The 21,884-nt window shown below is 42.9% G+C and carries 17 protein-coding genes; 7 read left to right on the top strand and 10 right to left on the bottom strand.

All coding sequences use genetic code 11. The features are described 5' to 3' along the window. Positions 1–24: 24 nt before the first annotated feature. The 10 genes from G5B30_RS15575 to G5B30_RS15530 all read right to left on the bottom strand — a co-directional run bounded on the left by G5B30_RS15575 (position 25) and on the right by G5B30_RS15530 (position 10,707). Positions 25–2,460 carry a phosphocholine-specific phospholipase C gene (locus tag G5B30_RS15575; RefSeq protein WP_165320954.1) on the bottom strand — a complete coding sequence of 812 codons (2,436 nt, stop codon included), beginning with the start codon at positions 2,458–2,460 and terminating at the stop codon, positions 25–27. Positions 2,461–2,545: 85 nt separating this feature from the next. Next, a complete protein-coding gene (gene atpG, locus G5B30_RS15570) occupies positions 2,546–3,424 on the bottom strand; it encodes an ATP synthase F1 subunit gamma (protein ID WP_165320931.1) in 879 nt (292 codons plus the stop codon). A gap of 73 nt (positions 3,425–3,497) precedes the next feature. Continuing rightward, entirely contained in the window at positions 3,498–5,072 is a 1,575-nt protein-coding gene (gene atpA, locus G5B30_RS15565) for a F0F1 ATP synthase subunit alpha (protein ID WP_165320930.1), read from the bottom strand. Positions 5,073–5,124: 52 nt separating this feature from the next. After that, a complete protein-coding gene (gene atpH, locus G5B30_RS15560) occupies positions 5,125–5,670 on the bottom strand; it encodes an ATP synthase F1 subunit delta (protein WP_165320929.1) in 546 nt (181 codons plus the stop codon). Positions 5,671–5,723: 53 nt separating this feature from the next. Beyond that, entirely contained in the window at positions 5,724–6,224 is a 501-nt protein-coding gene (locus tag G5B30_RS15555) for a F0F1 ATP synthase subunit B (RefSeq protein WP_165320928.1), read from the bottom strand. Between the two features lie 98 nt (positions 6,225–6,322). Then, positions 6,323–6,511 carry an ATP synthase F0 subunit C gene (gene atpE / locus G5B30_RS15550; protein WP_165320927.1) on the bottom strand — a complete coding sequence of 63 codons (189 nt, stop codon included), beginning with the start codon at positions 6,509–6,511 and terminating at the stop codon, positions 6,323–6,325. A gap of 36 nt (positions 6,512–6,547) precedes the next feature. Further along, positions 6,548–7,633 (bottom strand): F0F1 ATP synthase subunit A, encoded by a 1,086-nt coding sequence (gene atpB / locus G5B30_RS15545; RefSeq protein ID WP_165320926.1) that lies wholly within the window; start codon positions 7,631–7,633, stop codon positions 6,548–6,550. A 92-nt stretch (positions 7,634–7,725) separates the two neighbouring features. After that, positions 7,726–8,124: a hypothetical protein gene (locus tag G5B30_RS15540; protein ID WP_165320925.1), complete on the bottom strand. Its 399-nt coding sequence runs from the start codon at positions 8,122–8,124 to the stop codon at positions 7,726–7,728. Continuing rightward, complete coding sequence (locus tag G5B30_RS15535) at positions 8,117–8,344, bottom strand: AtpZ/AtpI family protein (RefSeq protein ID WP_165320924.1); 228 nt, start codon at positions 8,342–8,344, stop codon at positions 8,117–8,119. The genes G5B30_RS15540 and G5B30_RS15535 overlap by 8 nt, the downstream gene beginning before the upstream one ends. Continuing rightward, positions 8,341–10,707: a helix-turn-helix domain-containing protein gene (locus tag G5B30_RS15530; RefSeq protein ID WP_240903239.1), complete on the bottom strand. Its 2,367-nt coding sequence runs from the start codon at positions 10,705–10,707 to the stop codon at positions 8,341–8,343. Before G5B30_RS15530 ends, G5B30_RS15535 begins: the two co-directional genes overlap by 4 nt. A gap of 393 nt (positions 10,708–11,100) precedes the next feature. Between G5B30_RS15530 and G5B30_RS15525 the strand changes: the two genes are divergently transcribed. The 7 genes from G5B30_RS15525 (at position 11,101) to G5B30_RS15495 (ending at position 21,868) form a co-directional block, all read left to right on the top strand. Beyond that, complete coding sequence (locus G5B30_RS15525; RefSeq protein WP_165320923.1) at positions 11,101–11,607, top strand: phosphoheptose isomerase; 507 nt, start codon at positions 11,101–11,103, stop codon at positions 11,605–11,607. Between the two features lie 49 nt (positions 11,608–11,656). After that, a complete protein-coding gene (locus G5B30_RS15520) occupies positions 11,657–13,510 on the top strand; it encodes a DNA topoisomerase IV subunit B (RefSeq protein WP_165320922.1) in 1,854 nt (617 codons plus the stop codon). Further along, positions 13,507–14,349 carry a formyltetrahydrofolate deformylase gene (gene purU / locus G5B30_RS15515; RefSeq protein ID WP_165320921.1) on the top strand — a complete coding sequence of 281 codons (843 nt, stop codon included), beginning with the start codon at positions 13,507–13,509 and terminating at the stop codon, positions 14,347–14,349. The genes G5B30_RS15520 and purU overlap by 4 nt, the downstream gene beginning before the upstream one ends. Positions 14,350–14,466: 117 nt before the next feature. Next, positions 14,467–16,266: a hypothetical protein gene (locus tag G5B30_RS15510; protein WP_165320920.1), complete on the top strand. Its 1,800-nt coding sequence runs from the start codon at positions 14,467–14,469 to the stop codon at positions 16,264–16,266. A 60-nt stretch (positions 16,267–16,326) separates the two neighbouring features. Then, on the top strand, positions 16,327–16,971 hold the full coding sequence (locus tag G5B30_RS15505; RefSeq protein ID WP_165320919.1) for an RNA polymerase sigma factor: 645 nt from the start codon (positions 16,327–16,329) through the stop codon (positions 16,969–16,971). A gap of 47 nt (positions 16,972–17,018) precedes the next feature. Then, positions 17,019–18,155: a FecR family protein gene (locus tag G5B30_RS15500; RefSeq protein ID WP_165320918.1), complete on the top strand. Its 1,137-nt coding sequence runs from the start codon at positions 17,019–17,021 to the stop codon at positions 18,153–18,155. 305 nt (positions 18,156–18,460) lie between these two features. Beyond that, on the top strand, positions 18,461–21,868 hold the full coding sequence (locus G5B30_RS15495) for a TonB-dependent receptor (protein ID WP_165320917.1): 3,408 nt from the start codon (positions 18,461–18,463) through the stop codon (positions 21,866–21,868). Positions 21,869–21,884 lie beyond the last annotated feature (16 nt).

Here is a 21,884-nt window from a genome sequence, read left to right as displayed (position 1 = left end):
TTTGACGAAGAATCCTATTCGTACTTAAGCCATCATGGGATCTGTAATACTGGTCAGACCATTCTCCACACGTCCGGCAAATTGCCGTTTCCAGCTCCCTACAGATACGGTAATGTCGTACCATCTGTAAAACTTTCCGGTATCGATAGCTACTTGTAGCTCCTTTTTCTTTCGGACGCTCAGTTTTTTAGACATTCGATTATACCCATCTTCCAATACTATTACAACGTCCTTGTCTCCATAATTCAAAAATTTCAGCAAAATATTTCCTTGCTTATTATAATGACATTGTACAATCACCTCCGGCTCATTGACATCCCCTTCAAAAGTCCGTAGAAAACCGTTTGGACCATATACATGCAGACCGTACCGCCCGGATTTAGACCAAGTCTCTGACAAGTCTTCCCCGGAGGCAACAGTATACGAGCGAAAGAAATCGTCTTCCTGTACTATATTATACACATTGAACCCGGCTCCCAACGCTGTTGTACCGAAAAATCTATTTGAAGCTGCAAACTGCAATTCTATCTTATCGCTATGCCATTTTTGATGTACGTATAATTCGTAACGCAGGGCATTGGACGGTTTTGTTCCTCTTTCCTGAACCGGCAATTTCGGGTGGGTCTTTCCCGTTGTGATTTCCTGCACTTCCACATCCGAAAATGGATGAAAACCATCCGGTAGAGGCTTGTTTTTTGCTTGATTGATATCAAATATCTGTTGATTCCGATCTACAAAATCCCCAAAATAAAATTTCTCACTGGGGTCAAAAGGTCGGAAAACAGAGGTCAGGTCTCCGGTGATGGCTCTGCGCCATGAGGATATATTATCTTCCACAATACGCTTACCAAATTTTTGCTCGACAAAATGTTCCAAAAACTGTATAGTAGAGGTAATATCGAACACTTCCGAATTGACCCATCCGCCCCTACTCCACGGAGACGCCACGATAAGTGGTACGCGATACCCTAATCCCACGGGGCCTTCTGTTGCATTCTTTTCACTGAAACCGGAATCCAGCTCCTGTTTTCGAGTCACATATTCAGCTACAATTCCTAAACCTTTACTGACCTTACCAGTCGACTCATCCTCTGGTTTAGGGGCAACAAATGGTGGAACATGATCAAAATAACCGTCATTCTCGTCGTAATTCAGGATAAAAATCGTCTTCTTCCACACCTCTGGATTTTTAGTCAGGATATTCAGTATCTCCGAAACATACCAAGCCCCATACATCGGTGCGCTGGGATGATCGGAGAAGTATTGCGGCGCACAAATCCACGATACCGTTGGAAGATTTCCCTCTTCGACATCTTTCCGAAACTGATAGAGTACATCTCCTTTCGGCACGCGGATATCCTCTCCTTGGTAAGATACCGTTTCGGTCTGATGATAATGAGCATCGCCCTCATTGGTCTGAAAAGCACGTTGATGCAGTTGTTGAGTAAACGCATCCAGCTGGGCATATTTGCTTTCATTAAAGTTTTCCACTTCTCTCGTAAAGGAAATGATCTGTTGCCGTTTTTGCTTTAGCTGCTTTTGCAGGGCATTGCGATCGTCCGACAGTGGTATCTGGCTTTCCAATTCCACGATCTCAGCTGGAAGCTCAGTCAAACGCTGACGATAAAAATCAATATGGCTTTTCTTGTATCGCACCTGGTATTGCTCAAACCATTCGAGGTTATTATCTGTAAAATTACCTAACAAACCTTCATCCTTACCACCGGCCGCATTTTGTAAGCTAATCTCATTTTGATACACCTTCCAACTGATACCATGCTCCTGCAAGCGCTCGGGAAAGGTTTTCCATGTGGCCATCTTATTGAAATAAACGTCAGAATTGCGCACTAAAGGTTTAGCTCCGTCTTCCGGTGTACACTTGCCTGTCCAGAAAAAATGTCGGTTGGTCGTCGTCCCGGTCAAGGATGAACAAAAATGTTGGTCGCAAATGGTAAACGCATCAGCAAACGCATAGTAAAATGGAATATCTTCCCGGGTATAATACCCCAAAGTCAACGGAATATTTTGATACGCCTTATGACCCGACCGTTTCCAATCCAACCACCGATCATATCTTCCCTTATTCCAAGCACCAATCTGGTTTTCCCAAGAATGGGGCAGATAGCTCGTCCAGGTCGCTTTTGAATTTTTGATATCGAGACGGAAAGGAGCAAACGTCTTGCCTTCACGCGACGATTGTAACCACACCGGATTGCCATTCGGCAACTTTACAGCACGGGGGTCGTTAAATCCTCTCACTCCCTTGAGTGTTCCAAATGAGTGATCAAAGGATCTATTCTCCTGCATCAATAGCACAATATGTTCTGCATCCAGATAAGTTGATCCATTCTCTGGCAAGATGGATACCGCTGCCTCCACAGCACTGCTGACGTCATTCCATAAACCGAAAGATCCAGCTAAGAATCCAGCCTTCCTCAAGAATTCTCTTCTGTTTTCCATAGCGGTAAATCTACCCATTTTATATAAAAAAAGGGATCACTTTCTATGAATAAGTGATCCCTCTTTTGGTAGTGTAAATCGAATGTTACCCATTCGACAGTGCTGCTGCACCCGATACAATTTCTGTAAGTTCGGTAGTAATAGCAGCCTGACGGGCTTGGTTGTATGATAACTTTAATGCCTTCAACAAATCTCCGGCATTTTCCGTTGCTTTGTCCATTGCGGTCATGCGAGCCCCATGCTCTGAAGCATTTGAATCCAATACAGCCTTATACAATTGAATTTTTATCGCTTTCGGAATAAGCTCTTCAATAATCTTTTCTTTGGAAGGTTCAATAATGTAATCCAACTCAACCGTAGGCTCCTCTTTTTCCTCTGGAACCAAAGGAAGCAATTGCTCGGAAGTCAGTACCTGTACCGCTGCGTTACGGAATTGGTTATAAACGACCTCGACGCGATCAATTTCACCTTGCTTAAACGCCTTCATAATATATTCAGTAACCTTAGATACATTCTCGAAGTTCAGGTTATTGAATAATTCGTTATTATCACCGATTACGTTAAAGTTACGTCTTGCAAAGAAATCCTGACCACGCTTACCGATACCGATAATGCTTACGTCACCTTTCGCAAACTGATCCGCATATTTTGTAGCAATCAAATTGTTCGTGGTTTTTATCGCATTCGCATTAAATGCGCCTGCCAATCCCCTATTTGATGTAATGACAACGATAAGAACCTTGTTCGGTACCCTATCCTGTGTAAACGGCGAATCGTTACCTTCAACCGAGGCAGATACCTGAGCAAGAATCTCTCTAAGCTTGTTGGCATAAGGACGTAATTGCACGATAGCATTTGTTGCTCGTTTCAATTTCGCCGCAGACACCATTTTCATCGCTTTGGTAATCTGTTGAGTCGACGTAACCGACGTAATACGATTTCTTACTTCTTTTAAATTTGCCATACCTATTCAGTAGTGCGATTTGCGATATGCGTATTGAGATCACGTCGCAATACGCAATACGCTGTACGCATATCTAATACTTAGAAGCCAATTCCTTAGCTACTGTTTCCAACACATCTGTCAGTTCATCAGAGAATTTACCTGCTTTCAAAGCGGATAAAACTTCTGGATGGCGCTGTTCTAATTGTGTCAGATACTCTTCTTCGAATTGTTTTACTTTATTTACAGGAACATTACGCAACAACCCTTTTGTTCCGGCATAAATGATTGCCACCTGCTTTTCGACCGACACAGGGGCAAACTGACCTTGTTTCAAGATCTCCACGTTGCGCACACCTTTATCCAGTACCGCTTTTGTTGCTGCATCTAAATCCGAACCGAATTTAGAGAACGCTTCTAACTCACGGAATTGAGCTTGGTCAAGTTTTAATGTACCTGCGACTTTCTTCATCGACTTGATCTGTGCGTTACCACCGACACGCGATACCGAGATACCCACGTTGATTGCCGGACGGATACCTGCGTTGAACAAGTTAGATTCCAAGAAAATCTGACCATCGGTAATCGAAATCACGTTTGTAGGAATGTACGCCGAGACGTCACCTGCTTGCGTTTCAATAATAGGAAGAGCTGTCAATGAACCGCCTCCCTTTACCAGATGCTTGATCGACTCAGGTAAGTCATTCATGTTTTGAGCAATACTATCGGAAGAGTTGATTTTCGCCGCACGTTCTAACAAACGAGAGTGCAGATAGAATACGTCCCCCGGATAAGCCTCGCGGCCCGGAGGGCGTCTCAACAATAACGACACTTCACGGTATGCCACTGCCTGCTTCGACAAGTCATCATAAACAATCAACGCCGGACGACCTGTATCGCGGAAAAATTCCCCGATAGCGGCTCCTGCCATAGGTGCATAGAATTGAAGAGGTGCCGGTTCAGCAGCTGAAGCTGCTACAACGACGGTGTAGGCCATCGCACCTCTTTCCTCCAAAGTCTTTACAATATTCGCTACGGTAGAGTTCTTTTGCCCCACAGCAACATATATACAGAATACAGGCTGACCTGCATCATAAAATTCCTTTTGATTGATAATGGTATCGATACAAACAGCGGTTTTACCCGTCTGACGATCACCGATGACCAACTCACGCTGACCACGGCCAATAGGTATCATCGCATCGATGGCCTTGATACCAGTTTGTAAGGGCTCTGTTACCGGTTGACGATAGATTACCCCTGGCGCTTTACGCTCAATAGGCATCTCATATGTCTCGCCGACAATAGGACCTTTCCCGTCTATAGGCTGGCCTAAGGTATTAACAACACGTCCCAACATACCTTCTCCTACCTTAATAGATGCGATGCGGTTCGTGCGTTTGATGGTATCCCCTTCCTTGATTTCATCGGAAGGTCCTAAAAGAACAACACCAACATTGTCTTCTTCCAGATTTAATACTATACCTTGTAATCCGTTTGCAAACTCAACCAATTCTCCGGATTGAACTTTTGTTAAGCCATAAACGCGAGCGATACCATCACCTATTTGCAAAACGGTACCAACCTCTTGTAATTCAGCCTCTGACTTAAAGCCTGACAATTGCTCTCTTAAAATTGCCGAAACTTCATCTGGTCTTACCTCTATCATTTTACTTTGTATAAGGGGTTTTAATTCTATTACTTTGATAATACATCAGGCATTAGATGCCTTGATTGCTAAAATATCTTTCTAATTTATTTAACTTTCCAGCTATACTGGCATCTATCTGTTTGTCTCCCACAGTCACGACAAAACCTCCGATCAACGATTCATCTACTTTATTGCTCAGGATAATATCGGCTTTGATCTGCTCTGCTAACGTAGCCTGAAGCGATTCGAGATTTGCAGGTGACATTGGGGATGCGGATGTAACCTCTGCTTTGACAATACCTTTGACTTCATTGTATGCACGAATAAATTCCAATGTCGTTGGGTAGATCAACCCGCTACGACCTTTTCTAATCATAATATGGAAGAAGCTCAAGATCTCTGGTCTCACTTTATCCTGGAATAAAGCCGTTATAATACTGCCCTTTTTGTCTATTTTGATAATAGGATTGTTGAGAACAGCCTGTAATTCAGTACTCGCTTTGAGGACAGCAGCGACTTGTTCTATCTCATGCTTAACCTCTTCTAAATGACCTTGCTCTTTTGCTAAATCTATTAAGGATTTAGCATACCTGGAAGCTACTTTGAATACGGACATGTTAAAAAATTAGAAATTAAAAATTAAAAAAGTCAAAACTACACGCTTTAGACCTAATTCAATTTGACATCTTTCAACAAGTCAGACACCAACGCTTCTTGTTTATTTTGATCTTCAAATTCTTTTGTTAATACTTTACGAGCAATATCCAGTGCTAATGACGAAACCTGATTCTTCACCTCAGCCATCGCTTTAACCTTTTGATCGTCAATCTCACGCTTTGCTTGCTCAATCAGCTTCGCACCTTCTACCTGAGCTACTTCCTTCGCTTCTGCAACGATTTTATCTTTCAATACCTTCGCTTCTTTCAGAATATTATCACGCTCTTCACGCGCTTCCTTAAGCAATTGATCATTCTCGTTGGTCAAGCGGGCCATTTCCAATTTGGCTTTTTCCGCTGAAGCCAGTGCATCGGCAATTCCATTTTCACGCTCTTCCAAAGCATTGATAATAGGCTTCCAAGCGAATTTACCCAATATAAAGATGACAATCAAAAGGATAATAAGCTGCCAAAAGAACAAACCAAACGAAAACTGATGAATTAATGCTTCCATTATTTATGTATGTATAGATTATGTTTTAAATTCTTCTTTGTTAAATAAAGCACAATCTGCAACCAACCGTTGCAGATTATGCCTGTACTTTTCGTGGCTTATTTACCTAAGATTAGGGCACCGAATGCCAAACCTTCCAATAAAGCGCCAATGATGATCATTGCGGTTTGAATTTTAGAAGTAGCTTCTGGCTGGCGAGCGATAGCTTCCATTGCTGAACCACCGATCTTACCTAGACCAAGACCTGCTCCGATTACGATTAAACCTGCTCCAATTAAGTTGTACATAGTAATTAATTTATAAAATTTAACAAAATTCAGTTTTTAATGATGTGTGTGCTCTTCTACGGCCATACCGATAAATAAAGAGGACAACATCGTGAAAATAAAAGCTTGTAGAAAAGCTACCAACAGCTCCAACAACATCAACACAAGTGTCAATACCATAGACACCCCGATACTACCGGGAATAGTCAACTGATGCTGAAATAAATAAACAATAGCAATCAATCCCATCACTACCGAGTGACCTGCCGTCATATTCGCAAATAAACGCAACATCAACGAAAACGGCTTTGTAAGCATACCCAAGACTTCAATGGGAGCCAAAATAAACTTAAATGGGACAGGAACACCTGGCATCCAGAAAATGTGCTTCCAATAATCCTTATTGCCTTTGAATGTGGTAATAACAAACGTAAACAGCGCCAGACATAAGGTTACGGTGATATTTCCAGTCACGTTAAACCCTAACGGGGTAAGACCCATTAAATTCAACAAGAAGATCAGAAAAAACACCGACAACAAATAAGGCATAAATTCCTTATACCGATGTCCGATATTCGGCTTTGCCATTTCGTCACGCACATAAATAACCAAAGGCTCTAAGAATCTACCAATACCCTTAGGAACAGCATTCGCGCCATTTTTGTAGGTTTTAGCTAAACTTAAGAAACCTAAGAATAAGAGCAAGGTCGCCAACAATAGACCAGCGACGTTTTTGGTTATTGAAAAATCCCAAGGCTTTGCATTGGTAGGATGATGTTCTTCATCATAATGAATGGTACCGGTAGCATCGGTCTTATAGATTTTGCCGTGGTACAAGGTATAATATTGCCCTCCTTTTTCTACAACCTGTTCACCATGATGGAACTCTGCCGATGAAAAAATCTTAAGGCCGCCATCAATCAAAATAACTGGCAACGGAAAACCGTAATGCTTACCTGCTTTCTTATCGGTAAACAAAGAAAAATAATGGTCATCTTGTAAGTGGTGATGCACATATTCATTGATTTCCTCTGCGGAAGATGGAGTTTGCTGTGTGTGAACTTCCTCTGCTTGCAGGTGGAGAGGGCGAACAGCAAAAAGGACTACTGCAAATAACAAAAGAGCTTTCTTAAAACTCACCATTTTTATAGTATTGACGAAGTTAAAAATTTTGGCAAAAATACAATTTTATTTGGCATAAAACACCTTTTACGGAAACTTTTTTTTAAATGCGCTCAATCAGCTCTTTCGGGCTCATTAATAATGCGAAATGCCACAAAAACATCAAAAAATAAGAAGACGAAAAACACGACCAAAAAATTGTATTCGATGAAATCATGTTCGAATACATCCAATCCATTATGGATATAAATATAGCTCGCTATGGCCTTGATCGTCATCAGTCCGAGAAACACCAACCCCACTTTTTTTGGCATCGCCCATTGCGCCAATAAAATGAATACGACGACACATAGCGACGACACAAACCCAAAGGTATACATCCCTTCTAAGCTGTAACTTGTCTCTTCCCAAAAGGAATGGCTGTCCATCCCTGCGACCACTAAATGATGTCCTCCAAATGCTATTCCAGACACCAAAAGTAACAGTAAAATAAATTTCAAATAGTCATTCATCTTTATTCATTCGATTTGCTTGTTTTATAAACTGATAGAGGGAGACCACAATTCCGAGCATAGCCAACCCCTTACTCCACCACGCTCCCTCGACTTGATACTTCTCATCCAGCAAGGTTCCTATCCAATAGAATAGATAGGTTGTCGCGCCGATCTGGAAAGGCATGGATGTAAACACGAGCCATCTGCTCCACTTTTTCTGGGGCTTACTCTCTTTCACGACGATGCGTCTAATTCCAACACCTTCTGACCTAATTTGATTTCGGGATAAGAATACCCCTCCCCTAGGATCACCTTGATTTCTGACGACGATTTTCCTTCATTATCCTTTAGCACAGTGATAAGATGCTCCAATTTCTCGGGCTGTATGAGTTCTTCTGCCGGAATATCCGTACCGACAAAATGAATAAGGTGCCCATATATTGTCCCTTCGACCATCCCCCTTTTTTGTGCAATTTCCCCGATCTCCATCCCTTCTAAATACATGCCTAGGGAAATCTGCTTGGTATCCTCTTTTCCTTCCTGCTTTGGAGACGTATCTTCCACACCGTCGCCTTTGATTTTCTCCACATGCAGAACCACCTCCTCCAGACCATCCTCCTTTGTTAGCGCCTGAGCGATCGTCAGACAATGCTTCAACGTTTCGTGCTTCCGTTTAAAATCCAACAAAAGTGCCTTTACCTCCTGTATATATTTTTTGGTTCGCTTTCGCACTTTCCATGCTTCCATATGAAGCGTAGTAGCTTCTATAAGCTCCGTCTCCATTTTCGGCAAAAACCAATGTACCGCTGACTCCGTGCGTGTGCAGATCTTTTCGTAGTCAACCGCATCGGTATCGGCCAACATTTGGTACAGCTGACCGACAAATTTGTGAGCCACAGCTTCCTGTTGCTTGATTTGTGCGAGTAGCTGGTTAAAAAACAATTCTGCACCTTCTTTATTGTCAATATTGCGCTCAGCAAAGCTCGACAGCATGTCCTGTACGGCAGCACTCAGCTCTGTCCATCGAAAGCTTTGCAGGAGTATCTGGCCCAGATAGGCTCGTTGGCATTGCTTCAACACCTCGCCCACCCTCTCTTCGTCCATCAATCCCCCCATGAAGGACACCACCTGCATATCGGTTCGAATGGCATAAGACGGAATTTTAGACTTCAGCACGAGGCCTGCCAATCCGGTCATCCGGCTCAATGCTACATAGACTTGTCCCGCAGCAAAGGAGGTTCCGGCATCAATGATGGCTTTATCAAAGGTAAGGCCTTGGCTCTTGTGGATGGTGATGGCCCAGGCCAACCTTAATGGAAACTGCGAGAAAGTCCCAAGCACTTCCTCTTCAATCTTATCATCACCTTTGTTGTATTTATATTTGATATTCTCCCAGGTTTCTCGACGCACGACGACATCTTCTGTACCGTCTTTAAACCCCACGAGTAATTGGCTTTTCTCCGCATCAAACTCCTTTACTACACCAATCTTTCCATTGTAATACTTTCGATCTTCTCCTGAGTCATTTTTGATAAACATCACCTGCGCTCCCTCTTTGATGGTCAGTATCTCCTCCGTCGGAAAAGCACTGGTCTGAAAATCGTCTTTTACAACGGCTTTAATATTATGTAACTTCCCCGAAAGCCGATGCAGTTCTTCCTGATTGATCTGATCAGCCAAACGGTTATGCGAGGTCAGTACAATATATTGATCTTCTGCTGGAGGTACAAAATTGGGGTCGTAATACCCATCCAGAATCTCCAAATCAGCCGTTGCACATTGGTTATTACGTATTTTATTTAATAAGGAGATAAAATTTTCGTCTTGTTGTCGATAAATATGCTGCAACTCCAATTTGACCAGCGCATGATCGCGCAATACCTTCGCATCAAAAAAGAACGGACTGGAATAATGATGTCGGAGCACCTGCCATTCCTGATCCCGCACGACCGGTGGGAGCTGATACAGATCACCGATGAACAACACTTGCAGCCCACCAAAGGGCCGCATATCGCGGCGAACCGATTTGAGGATGACATCAATCGCATCTAAGGTATCGGCACGTACCATAGACACCTCGTCGATAACCAACAGCTCCAGTTCCTGCAAGATAGCCCGCCGTTGCTTGGTCAACTTGATCGTACTGAATAGTCTGCTTTTATTATAGATATGCGTATCCGTTTCATCCCAGCGCAACGGGTAATCTTCGATAAACGTCCCGAAAGGAAGCCAGAATAAGGCGTGAAGGGTGGTACCTCCGGCATTCATCGCGGCCACACCGGTCGGAGCCGTAACTGCCATTTTCTTATAACAATTGTTCCGGATGTACTTCAAAAAAGTAGTCTTACCTGTACCTGCCTTCCCCGTCAGAAATAAATTCTGGTTGGTCTGGTTGACAAATGCAGCGGCCTGCTTGAATACGGTATTGTTCTGGTCAATTTCAAAAGAATCCATTCTTACAAAAGTAATGGTTTTTTTCTTACTTTTTTTATCGCTCGAGCCGCGATGGGCTCCTACTTTTTTTCCGCAAAAAAGATAGGCAAAAAACTCGTCGCTGTACCCAGATGCTACTAAGCTACTGCTTCCTCCTACAAACCGCATCTGGCTAAGGCGACATTTTTAGCTCTTTGCACGGATTGTACTTTTTTCTTATCTCTATATTTTTTCAATGTGTAAGGAATTGCCAACAGCAACCGTATTCTATTGATCGCAAGGAGAAAAGGGCCTAGGATGCTGTAGCGTAAAAAATAGAAAAAGTCCGATAAGAATGGATTTAAGAAGTGCAGCGAAGCGGAACGGCTCAAATACATTCCGGACTTTGAACTATTTTTAGCGTAACAGTATCCAAGCCTTGACTTTTTTTGCTTCGTTTTTTTGGTCAAGCAAAAAAAATGAAGTCCCCGTCCTGGAAAGGACAAAAAAAGAAAAAAATAATTATCTTTAGCTACTTTCAAGTTTAAACCTTAATTTAACAAAGGCAAAACAAAACAATTTATGACTTACATAGACAAAAGCGAATTATTCAATCAAATCGAAAAAGAGTTAACAGACTCCGGGTTTACTATTGAGGATGTCGATCAAAGGCGGCCGTGGGGAGGCTTCTTCGTGATAAGTGAAGAGCAGGCACAGAATTTTGCCAATCAATTTTTTGAAGGCTTAGATGTACAGGATCTCAAAATATCCGGCAAATTAAGCCCCAAAATTCTTGTTGTGGCCCCCAGTAAGCGATTGTCGTGGCAATATCACCACCGCCGGGCCGAAATATGGCGCGTCATCCGCGGTGAAGTCGGTGTGGTAACCAGTCCTAACGATGATGAACATGAGTTGAAAATTCTCAAAAAAGGTGAAACGATCCGCTTGGCGCAGGGAGAACGCCATCGCCTTGTGGGATTAGGGGAATATGGTGTTGTAGCCGAAATATGGCAACATACCGATAGTGCTAATCCGTCGGACGAAGACGATATCGTCAGGGTTCAGGACGATTTTGGACGAAGCATCTAAAAATTATTAAGGTTTTATTTTTAACTTTGTTGTTTTAAGCAACAAATTCATGACTACATATAACGAAGATAGTATACGTTCACTCGATTGGAAAGAGCATATCCGGCTGCGTCCAGGTATGTATATCGGTAAATTGGGGGACGGTTCTGCTTATGACGATGGCATTTATGTGCTATTGAAAGAAGTCGTCGACAACTGCATCGACGAATTTGTGATGGGCGCGGGAAAGACCATCGATATTACGGTCAATGAGAATAAAGTATCGGTGCGGGATTATGGACGAGGGATCCCTATCGGCTCGGTAGTGGATGTGGTCTCTAAGATCAATACCGGAGGAAAGTACGACAGTAAGGCTTTCCAAAAGTCGGTCGGGTTGAATGGCGTCGGTACCAAAGCCGTCAATGCGCTATCGACAAGCTTTACTGTACAGTCCTATCGCCAAGGGGTCACCCGGATTGCCAGCTTCAGTCAGGGAGAACTGGTGGCCGATGAGCAAAAAGAAACCACGCAGCGCAACGGTACAGCTGTGACGTTTTACCCGGACGACAGCATCTTCAAGCATTACAAATATCGCGTAGAGTTTGTGGAGAACATGATCTGGAATTATGTCTTCCTCAATTCGGGATTGACCATCAATTTCAACGGACAACGATTTGTTTCCGAACATGGGTTAAAGGATCTGTTGGAACGTAATGTGGAAACCGAATCGATGCGCTATCCGATTATTCATCTGAAAGGCGATGATATCGAAGTAGCCCTGACCCATGGCCAACAATATGGCGAAGAGTATTATTCTTTTGTAAACGGACAGCATACCACACAAGGCGGCACACACCAAGCAGCCTTTCGGGAAGCTCTCGTGAAAACGGTCCGTGAATTCTATAAGAAAGAGTTTGATTCCTCCGATATTCGTGCTTCGATTATTGGTGCCATCGCCATCAAAGTACAAGAACCGGTCTTCGAATCACAGACCAAGACAAAGTTAGGATCGCAAAGTATAGGGCCGGACGGACCGACCGTCCGCACGTTCATCAACGATTTTATCAAAAAAGCGTTGGACGATTACCTGCATAGAAATTCTGCTACGGCAGATGCGCTTCTTAAACGGATCATGCAGTCTGAACGGGAAAGGAAAGATATTGCGGGCATTAAGAAGCTGGCCAACGAGCGAGCAAAAAAAGCATCCTTGCATAATCGGAAATTACGGGACTGTAAGGTTCATTTTGGTGACAAACATGAACGGAATCAAGAGACCACATTATTTATTACGGAGGGTGATTCTGCAAGTGGATCGATTACCAAATCAAGAGATGTATTCACCCAAGCGGTATTCAGTCTAAAAGGAAAACCACTAAACTGTTTTGGTCTGACCAAAAAGATTGTCTACGAAAATGAAGAATTCAATCTTTTGCAACATGCCCTAAACATTGAGGATGGCCTAGAAGGACTACGCTATAATAATATCGTTATAGCTACCGATGCCGACGTGGATGGGATGCACATCCGTTTGTTGCTGATGACGTTCTTTCTTCAGTTTTTTCCTGACTTGGTGAAAACAGGTCACGTCTCTATCCTACAAACTCCTCTTTTCAGAGTTCGGAACAAAAAAGAAACTATTTATTGCTATTCGGATGAAGAGCGGCAGCGGGCTATTCTCAAACTTGGAGGTAAGCCGGAGATCACACGATTTAAAGGTCTGGGTGAAATATCGCCTTCGGAATTCGGGCTATTTATCGGGGAAGATATGCGTCTGGAGCCTGTCATACTCTCGAAAGAAAACAGATTACAACAGCTTTTGGAATATTATATGGGTAAAAACACCCCCGACCGCCAAAAACATATTGTCAACAATTTAAGAATAGAGATAGATATCGAAGAAGAGCTTACGCAAAAAGCAGGATGAAACAAACCTTAATTCTTATAAAATGTAAGGATGCCGTTGGTTTGGTATCCAGCATATCCCATATCGTTGCTAAACACGAGTTGAATATTATCACGATGCGTGAATACGTCGATGAAGAACATCAACGTTTTTTCGTACGCGTCGTGTGTTCCGGCGAGCCGCAGGATCCCTCGGGTTTTGCTATGGACCTCCAGAATAAGCTTCCTTCAAATGCTGAAATAGCGATCAACCCTTCACAAAAGAAAAAAATAGCTATTTTGGTGACGAAAGAACACCATTGTCTGGCGGATATATTGATACGGCATTATTTCGACACCTTACATGCCGATGTCCTGACCGTCATAGGTAACTATGATGATCTGGCTCACTTTGTTAAGAAGTTCGATATTTCTTTCCATTTCGTTTCACACGAAAACAAGACCAAAGTGGAGTTTGAGGAAGAACTGGCAACGCAGATCGAGAAATACGATGTAGATTATATCATTCTCGCCAAATTTATGCGTATCCTCTCGCCCGACTTCGTAAGCCGGTTTGAGAACAAGCTCATCAATATCCATCACTCCTTTTTACCCGCTTTCGTCGGTGCCAATCCTTATAGGCAGGCCCATGAACGAGGGGTCAAAATTATAGGCGCTACTGCCCATTTCGTCACCGACAAACTTGATGAAGGCCCTATCATTACCCAAGATATCAAAAAAATCGACCACAGCTACGGCTTAGGTCGGATGAAAACCATGGGGAAAGAAATTGAAAAATCCGTATTAAGTCGGGCTATACAGCTTTTGGTAGAAGATCGTGTCATGGTTAACGGCAATAAGACTATTGTGTTCAAATCCTAAGAGCCTGTTTAAAATTAAACAGGCTCGAAATAGTAACTTTTATCACATTTTGGTTAGGGGCAGAGTTACTTTTTAATTTCTAAATAATCCCCACCTTGTGTGCCAAATAATGTATCCATGGCACACAGTTTTCATATCCCTGTATTGGGGTTAGCATTTTCTATAGACACTCCGATCAAAGTAGCTCAATTCGGTATTTCATCCGTAATTTCTATTGTTGACGATGAGTTACTCGAACGGATGAGAGCTTATTATTGTAAGATAAATAATATCGCATACGATCTCATCCATACCAAAGAAGACGACAGCCGGGCCAGACGCATCACCGCTTACCTCAATTTGGTACATGATCTCGTCCATTATCAAATTGCGAAATTAAGATCCGGAAGTTTCAAACAAGACAAGGCGCTTCATACCTATTTCGATCTTCTGCCCGCTTCGTCACCCAAGAAGATACTATATGAACGCTATAAAACGGAAACCGATACTGTCACACAGAAAAATCTTGAATCCCAATTAAAAAACTATATCGAAGCTGGAGAAATCGATGTCAATATCATGTCCAAAGTCGATAAAGTGAACAAAGATGTACACGGTAATGCCCTCCCTTCTACCTATACAGATGCTTCTGCTGCACTCCGTGGATTTGCTAATAGTCGTCTACGATCGTCCCTAATTATCTCGGCAGGGCTTAATCCGAAGTTATTTTCATACATGGCTGAATTTGATCAGTTTTTGCCCGATGCGAAAGGAGAGTTTACAAAAAAGATCATCTTGAAAGTCAGTGATTTTCGCTCGGCATTTATACAGGCCAAGATTTTAGCAAAAAAAGGAGTATGGGTCTCCGAATTCCGGATCGAGTCCGGGTTGAACTGTGGCGGTCACGCCTTCGCAACCGAGGGGTATCTCTTAGGCCCCATTCTTGAGGAGTTTAAACAAAAGAAAAAACTTCTCACCGAAGAACTTTTGCCGATATATCAGCAGGCATTGCGCGATAAAGGTATCATGCTACGGGACGCTCCCGCCATAAAGATAAAAGCACAAGGAGGTATTGGTACTGCACAGGAACAGGAATTTTTACTGCGTCACTATCAGCTGGATGGTACAGGCTGGGGCTCTCCTTTCCTTCTGGTGCCTGAAGCAACCACAGTAGAACAAAATACATTACAAGCCCTATCGACGGCTAAGAAGGAAGACTTTTACGTAAGCGGCGCGTCCCCCCTTGGTGTTCCATTCAACAATTTCCGACACAGTACAGCCGAAAAAAATCGGCTCGATCGCATCCAACAAGGCCGGCCAGGCGCGCCCTGTACAAAAAAATATCTCATCTCCAATACAGAATTTACGACAGAACCCATCTGCACAGCTTCGCGGGAATACCAACATAAGAAGATAAAAGAGCTGGAAGCGATGGAACTGCCAAGTAGTGAATATCAAAAGCGTTTCGATGTTATCGTCGAAAAGACGTGCCTTTGTGAAGGTCTGGCCACATCGGCTTATCTGAAATATGATGTTTTAAAAGCAAAAGAAAATCCAGCTGTATCGATTTGTCCCGGTCCAAATACCGCCTATTTCAGTCGTGAATATTCGTTAAAAGAAATGGTAGATCATATCTACGGACGTCAGGACCTTTTAAAGCAGACCGATCGGCCACATATCTTTATCAACGAGCTCTCCCTGTACATGGAATATCTGCGCAAGTACGTAGAAATGAATATGGAGGCACTGGATGATAAAAAGGAAAAGTATATCCACAACTTTAAAACCCAACTGAGCCAGGCCATCACCTATTATGCGAACTTAAAAGAACTGCATACGACAATGTGCCAAAAAGAATGGGATAAATTCACGGGGTATCTGAAAACTGCCGCACAGCAGCTCAAACAAATTCCTGCGAGCCTGTTGCAATTTTCCTAAACTTTAGAAGTCTCTTTGATATTCATTCAAAATCTGCTAAATTCATAAAAATTTTTATGTATGCCAGATTATAGCCGATTGAATGAACGAGAGCTGCTTCTCTTGATGCAACAGGAGGAAGACCATCTGGCTTTCTCCGAAATCTACCATAGGTTTTCACACTTTCTATTAGCTTATGCCTATAAGATTACGCAGGATTCCTCAGATACTCAGGATATTGTACAAAACATCTTTGTCTCTTTGTGGACGAATCGCAAACGACTAACAATTGAAAGTTCGCTGTGCAATTATCTGATCAGAAGCGTGCGGTTTGGTTTTTACAAGTCGCTGCGTAGTAAGCAGACATTTAGCAAATATGAAGCAGACCTGCAAAGATATCTGTTACAGGAACACCATGCCATCGACGAGTATATATTAGAGAAAGAACTCATGGAGAGGCTCGAAAAATTGGCTGAAGGCTTTCCGGAAAATATGGGTAAGGTCTTTGTTATGGCTCATTTTGAAGGCCTCAGTCCTAAAAATATAGCGGAGATATTGCATATATCGGAACGTACCGTACATAACCTGATCAGCCAAGCTTCCAAACGTGCCCGCCTCGGCATGGGTTTGGGGATAGCACTCGCTATTTTAACAACAAATCATGTTGATAATCAATGTTTTGAAAAAAATATTAAAAAAAATAGCATTTTTTGCGTGAAAATATAGCTTTACAGGGTTCATTATATTGAGAGGGCATCCTCTTGATAACAATTATGAACAGCAACAAAGCATCAATACTCGCCGATAAATACGTAAAGGGGGAATGTACGCCTGAAGAGCGCGCGTTGCTGCTTGCCTATTTCAATGAGCTTCTCGACCTTCATCATGAAGAGCTGTCTCCGGATGAAATTCAACGGCTCAGTGGGAATACTTGGGATGCTATTAACAATCAAATCGATAAATACCAAGAGAAAAAATCAATAGTACCACTATGGAAACGGTGGTTGCCATATGTCGCTGCAATTATCGTTCTGTTGACGGGAGGAATGCTTTTGATTCACGAACCGGATGCAGATCCAGCGACTTCAATTGCAAAAATCGGCCAGGATATTGTTCCTCTCGGGGATCGCGCAACACTGACATTGGCAGACGGTCGCATGATAGAACTCAAAGCTGAACAGACGGGAATAGTTTTTTCAGATAATACGATCACCTATGCAGATGGATCTTCCATACATGGCGAAAGACTGTTGCCTCACGATACTTATCAACTTTCCACACCAAAGGGAGCAACTTTTCAAATCACGTTGCCGGATGGAACGAAAGTATGGCTAAATGGCGATACTCAAATTCGATACCCCGGCAAATTTGCAACTACAAAACGTCTTGTAGAACTTGAAGGAGAAGCCTATTTTTCAGTAGTGAAACAGAATGGGATTCCGTTCATTGTGAGCACTGAAGGACAAAAAATCGAAGTTTTGGGCACGGAATTCAATATTTCTACCTACGAAGAAACTTCTACCAAAACGACCTTGTCGGAGGGTAGCGTACGGGTAACCTCAAAATCCTTACCTTCAACTTCTCTTCAGCTTTCCCCTGGAGAGCAATCGATACTTTACACAGATGGCATACTGAACAAAAAGAAAGTCAATTTAAAGCAGGAGTTAGCATGGCGATCAGGAATTTTCTATTTTGACGAAACACCTTTTGCAGATATCATGCAACAGGTCGCCAGATGGTACGATGTGGATATACGGTATGAAACGGGAATTCCCAAAGGAACATTTAGTGGTGTAATCGATAGGGAAGTAAGTTTGCGAACACTGATAGAATTTTTCGGGGAATCATCGCGGTATGAATTCAGGCTCGAAAATAAAATAGTAATCGTAACCGCAAAAAAAAATAAATAATCGTTTTTTAAACCTTAAATTAAAGATAAACAGTTATGGAAGCAACGTAAAAGACACCATTAACAATATGTAGCCAAAAAAAACAAAACAGGGAAGTGTCGGAACCACTCCCCTGAGCGTCCGGGTAACCAACGCAATAAACCGAGTTAAGAATTTATTATTTGACTAACACCAGACGTACAAATCTAAGAAAAACTTCTTAAGTCTGTACACTGGTATGAATTGGAGACTTTTATATGGTAAGACTAACCATGGTCCATTTGCATATCCAAGTGCATGGACTTGTAAACCGAATGTTATTGATTATGAAAATAATTATCGCATTATTGTTGATCGGAGCAATGCACCTCAGTGCAGCCTCGCTGTCGCAGACTATCACCTTGGATGTGAAGAATGTCGCGATCAAACAGGTATTTGATGAAATCCATCAACAAACCAACTTTGGGGTTATCTACAACGACCAGCTTGTAGATTCACATAAAAAAGTCACGATCGCTGCAAAACAGATGCCGCTGGATCTTTTTCTGCAAAAAGTGTTGACAGCGCACAATATGAGCTACAAAATCAAGGAAAAGACCATATTTGTAAGAAGCACGGTAAGTACATCGGCGATACCACGCCCATCAGAGAGTCTCCAGCAGATTAAAGTTCGTGGGAAGGTAGTAGATGATAATGGCGACCCTTTAATAGGGGCGACCGTTAACGTTAAAGGTACCGCTATACAGACCAAAACTGATGCCAAAGGCGAATACAGTATTTCTGCATCCAATGCGCAATCCGTATTGGTATTTTCTTTTTTAGGCTACGGCACGATAGAAAATGTAGTAGGTAATCAACAGACCATAGATATAAAACTCTCTCCATCCAACCAGGACTTGGAACAAGTTGTGGTTGTGGGGTATGGAACGACGTTAAGAAAAGATCTGACAGGTGCTGTCGGAACAGTAAATATGCAGGATATCATGGAAGCGCCTGTAGGGTCGATCGACGAAGCCCTAGCGGGCCGAATAGCGGGTGTGCAGGTCAGTGCGGATGAGGGGCAACCTGGATCGGCAATGAAAATTGTCATCCGCGGACAAAACTCCGTTACACAAGGAAACGAACCCTTATTTGTGGTTGATGGTTTTCCTATGGACGACTTTGAGGCCTCCGGAATTGCTCCGGAAGACATCGAGTCCATGACGATACTAAAAGATGCGTCGGCCACAGCGATCTATGGCGCCCGAGGAGCGAACGGGGTTATCGTCATCGAAACGAAGAAAGGGATGATCTCTGCGCCAAAAATCACGTACAGCGGCTACTTAGGAGTCCAAAACATATTGAAAAAGATCGAGGTCATGAGCCCTTACGAATTTGTAAGGTACCAAATCGAGCGCAATCCTGCTCAAGCCGCTCTTTCCTACCTCACCAATGGCAAGACCTTGGAATCATACAGAAATACACGCGGGTACGATTGGCAAGATCGTCTGTTTCGACGGGGGTCAACAATGAACCATAATATCTCCGTCCGGGGAGGAAACGCTTCTACAAAATATGCATTTTCTACTTCCTTATATAACCAAGACGGCATTATGATAGCCTCCGCTTTTGACCGCATACAGGGGAGGCTGTCTCTTGAGCAAGCTTTGAACAAAAAAATCAGGGCATCGCTCAACGTAAGTTATAGCGATGGCATTGTAAATGGCCCATCTCCGTCTGCAAATGCGGGTCAGTCGACCAGCTACCTGATGTACAGTGCTTGGGGGTATCGACCGGTGACGGGTTCTAACATCGATTTGGAAGACGATCTTTTTGATGAAGAACTGTACGATCCCGAAGAGGAAGAATTGACATTTGACAATCGAGTAAACCCTGTTCTATCTACTGCAAATGAATTGGTCACCCGAAGGACGAGGTTGTTTTCTCCGAATCTGAATCTGACCTATGATATTAACAAATATTTTACACTCAATATAAGAGGCGGAGCCACCCTCCGCAATTATATCAACGAAACGTTTTATAATTCACTCACGCGTAGAGGTGCACCAAGGGTCAATAATGTCAACGGTGTGAACGGTTCCATTACGCATTCGGAACGCTCGAGCTGGGTCAATGAAAATACACTGACTTATAAAAAAACGTTCAAGAGGTATCATAAAATGAGTTTATTGGGTGGGTTTACGATGCAAGCTTATAATTACAACCGGTTTGGTTATTCCGCTAAACTCCTTCCCAACGAAGTATTAGGTATGAGTGGGTTGGAAGAAGGCACGTTGAACACAGGCTACGCGGACATCAGTGACTACGCATTAGCCTCGTTCCTGACTCGAGCCGAATATGACTATCGGTCCAAATATCTATTTACCGCAAGCTTCCGTGCGGATGGTTCATCCAAATTTTCCCCTGGCAACAGGTGGAGCTACTTCCCTTCCGGCGCATTTGCCTGGAGAATGAGCAAAGAGCGTTTTATGAAAAACCTCAAGTTTATTCATGATGCCAAGCTGCGGGTATCCTACGGTGTGACAGGAAATAACAGAGTCAGTGATTTCAGTTACATGAGCACCTTGGCCATGCCTGTTGCCGCAGCCTATTCTTTCGGCGGTACAACCCCTATAAAGAGCATGGTACCTAGTAAATTGGGTAATGATATCTTGCAATGGGAAAACACTTCGCAGTTCAATTTGGGCTATGACCTTAGCCTTTTAAAAGGAAAAATCAAGCTTGAGGTCGATGCGTATCGTAAGACAACCTATGATCTCTTACTGAATGCCAATATCCCTTACACAACCGGATTTGCTACGGCGTATAAAAACATCGGAAAAGTACAAAATCAAGGTCTGGAATTCACCTTAAACACCACCAATATTCGAAACAAAGATTTCCAGTGGACCAGCAGCTTCAACATCAGCTTCAATAATAACAAGGTATTGGCACTTGCTGAGTCGGAAGACAACATGTTGACTCCTATGGCATGGGATAGTGGTTACAATGGTGTCCCGCTTTATATCACTGAGATCGGCCGGCCTATCTCCATGTTCTATGGCTATATATGGGACGGCGTATATACCCTTAATGATTTTGATGAAATAGGGGGAAATTATGTACTAAAAGCCAACGTCCCGGATAACGGTGCTGCCCGAACAAGCATCCGGCCGGGGAATATCAAATTTAAGGATATCAACGGAGATGGCGTGATTGATTCCAAAGATGCCACCATTCTCGGCGATGGTGTTCCAAAACATATCGGTGGCTTTGCAAACAATTTCAATTATAAGCGCTTTAGGCTACACATATTCTTTCAATGGTCATACGGCAACGATGTGTACAATGCCAACCGCTTGATGTTGGAGGAGAATGTTGGAAATCGCTCACATCTGAATCAGTATGCGACTTACGCCAACCGATGGAGCTTTGACAATCAAGAAAGCTTGATTCCTTTGAATAATGGGCAATCGCATTATGGCGTCTACTCCTCGAGGGTATTGGAAGATGCTTCTTACCTGCGTTTGAAAACCATGAGTTTGTCTTACTCAGTGCCTCCTGCATACTTGGGAAAAATAGGGTTAAAGTCGCTGAGTCTTTCTACCAACTGGCAAAACATACTGACTTGGACGAAGTATTCCGGGATGGACCCCGAGGTAGCTGTACGGAGTAGCGCGCTGACACCTGGATTTGATTATTCCGCCTACCCGCATGCACGAACCATTACATGTAGGCTTATAGCCGGTTTTTAATTTGGACCATTATGTT

This window comes from Sphingobacterium sp. SGG-5 (genome assembly GCF_011043525.1).
Lineage (GTDB): Bacteria > Bacteroidota > Bacteroidia > Sphingobacteriales > Sphingobacteriaceae > Sphingobacterium.
This window is presented reverse-complemented; position numbering and strand designations above follow the sequence as displayed.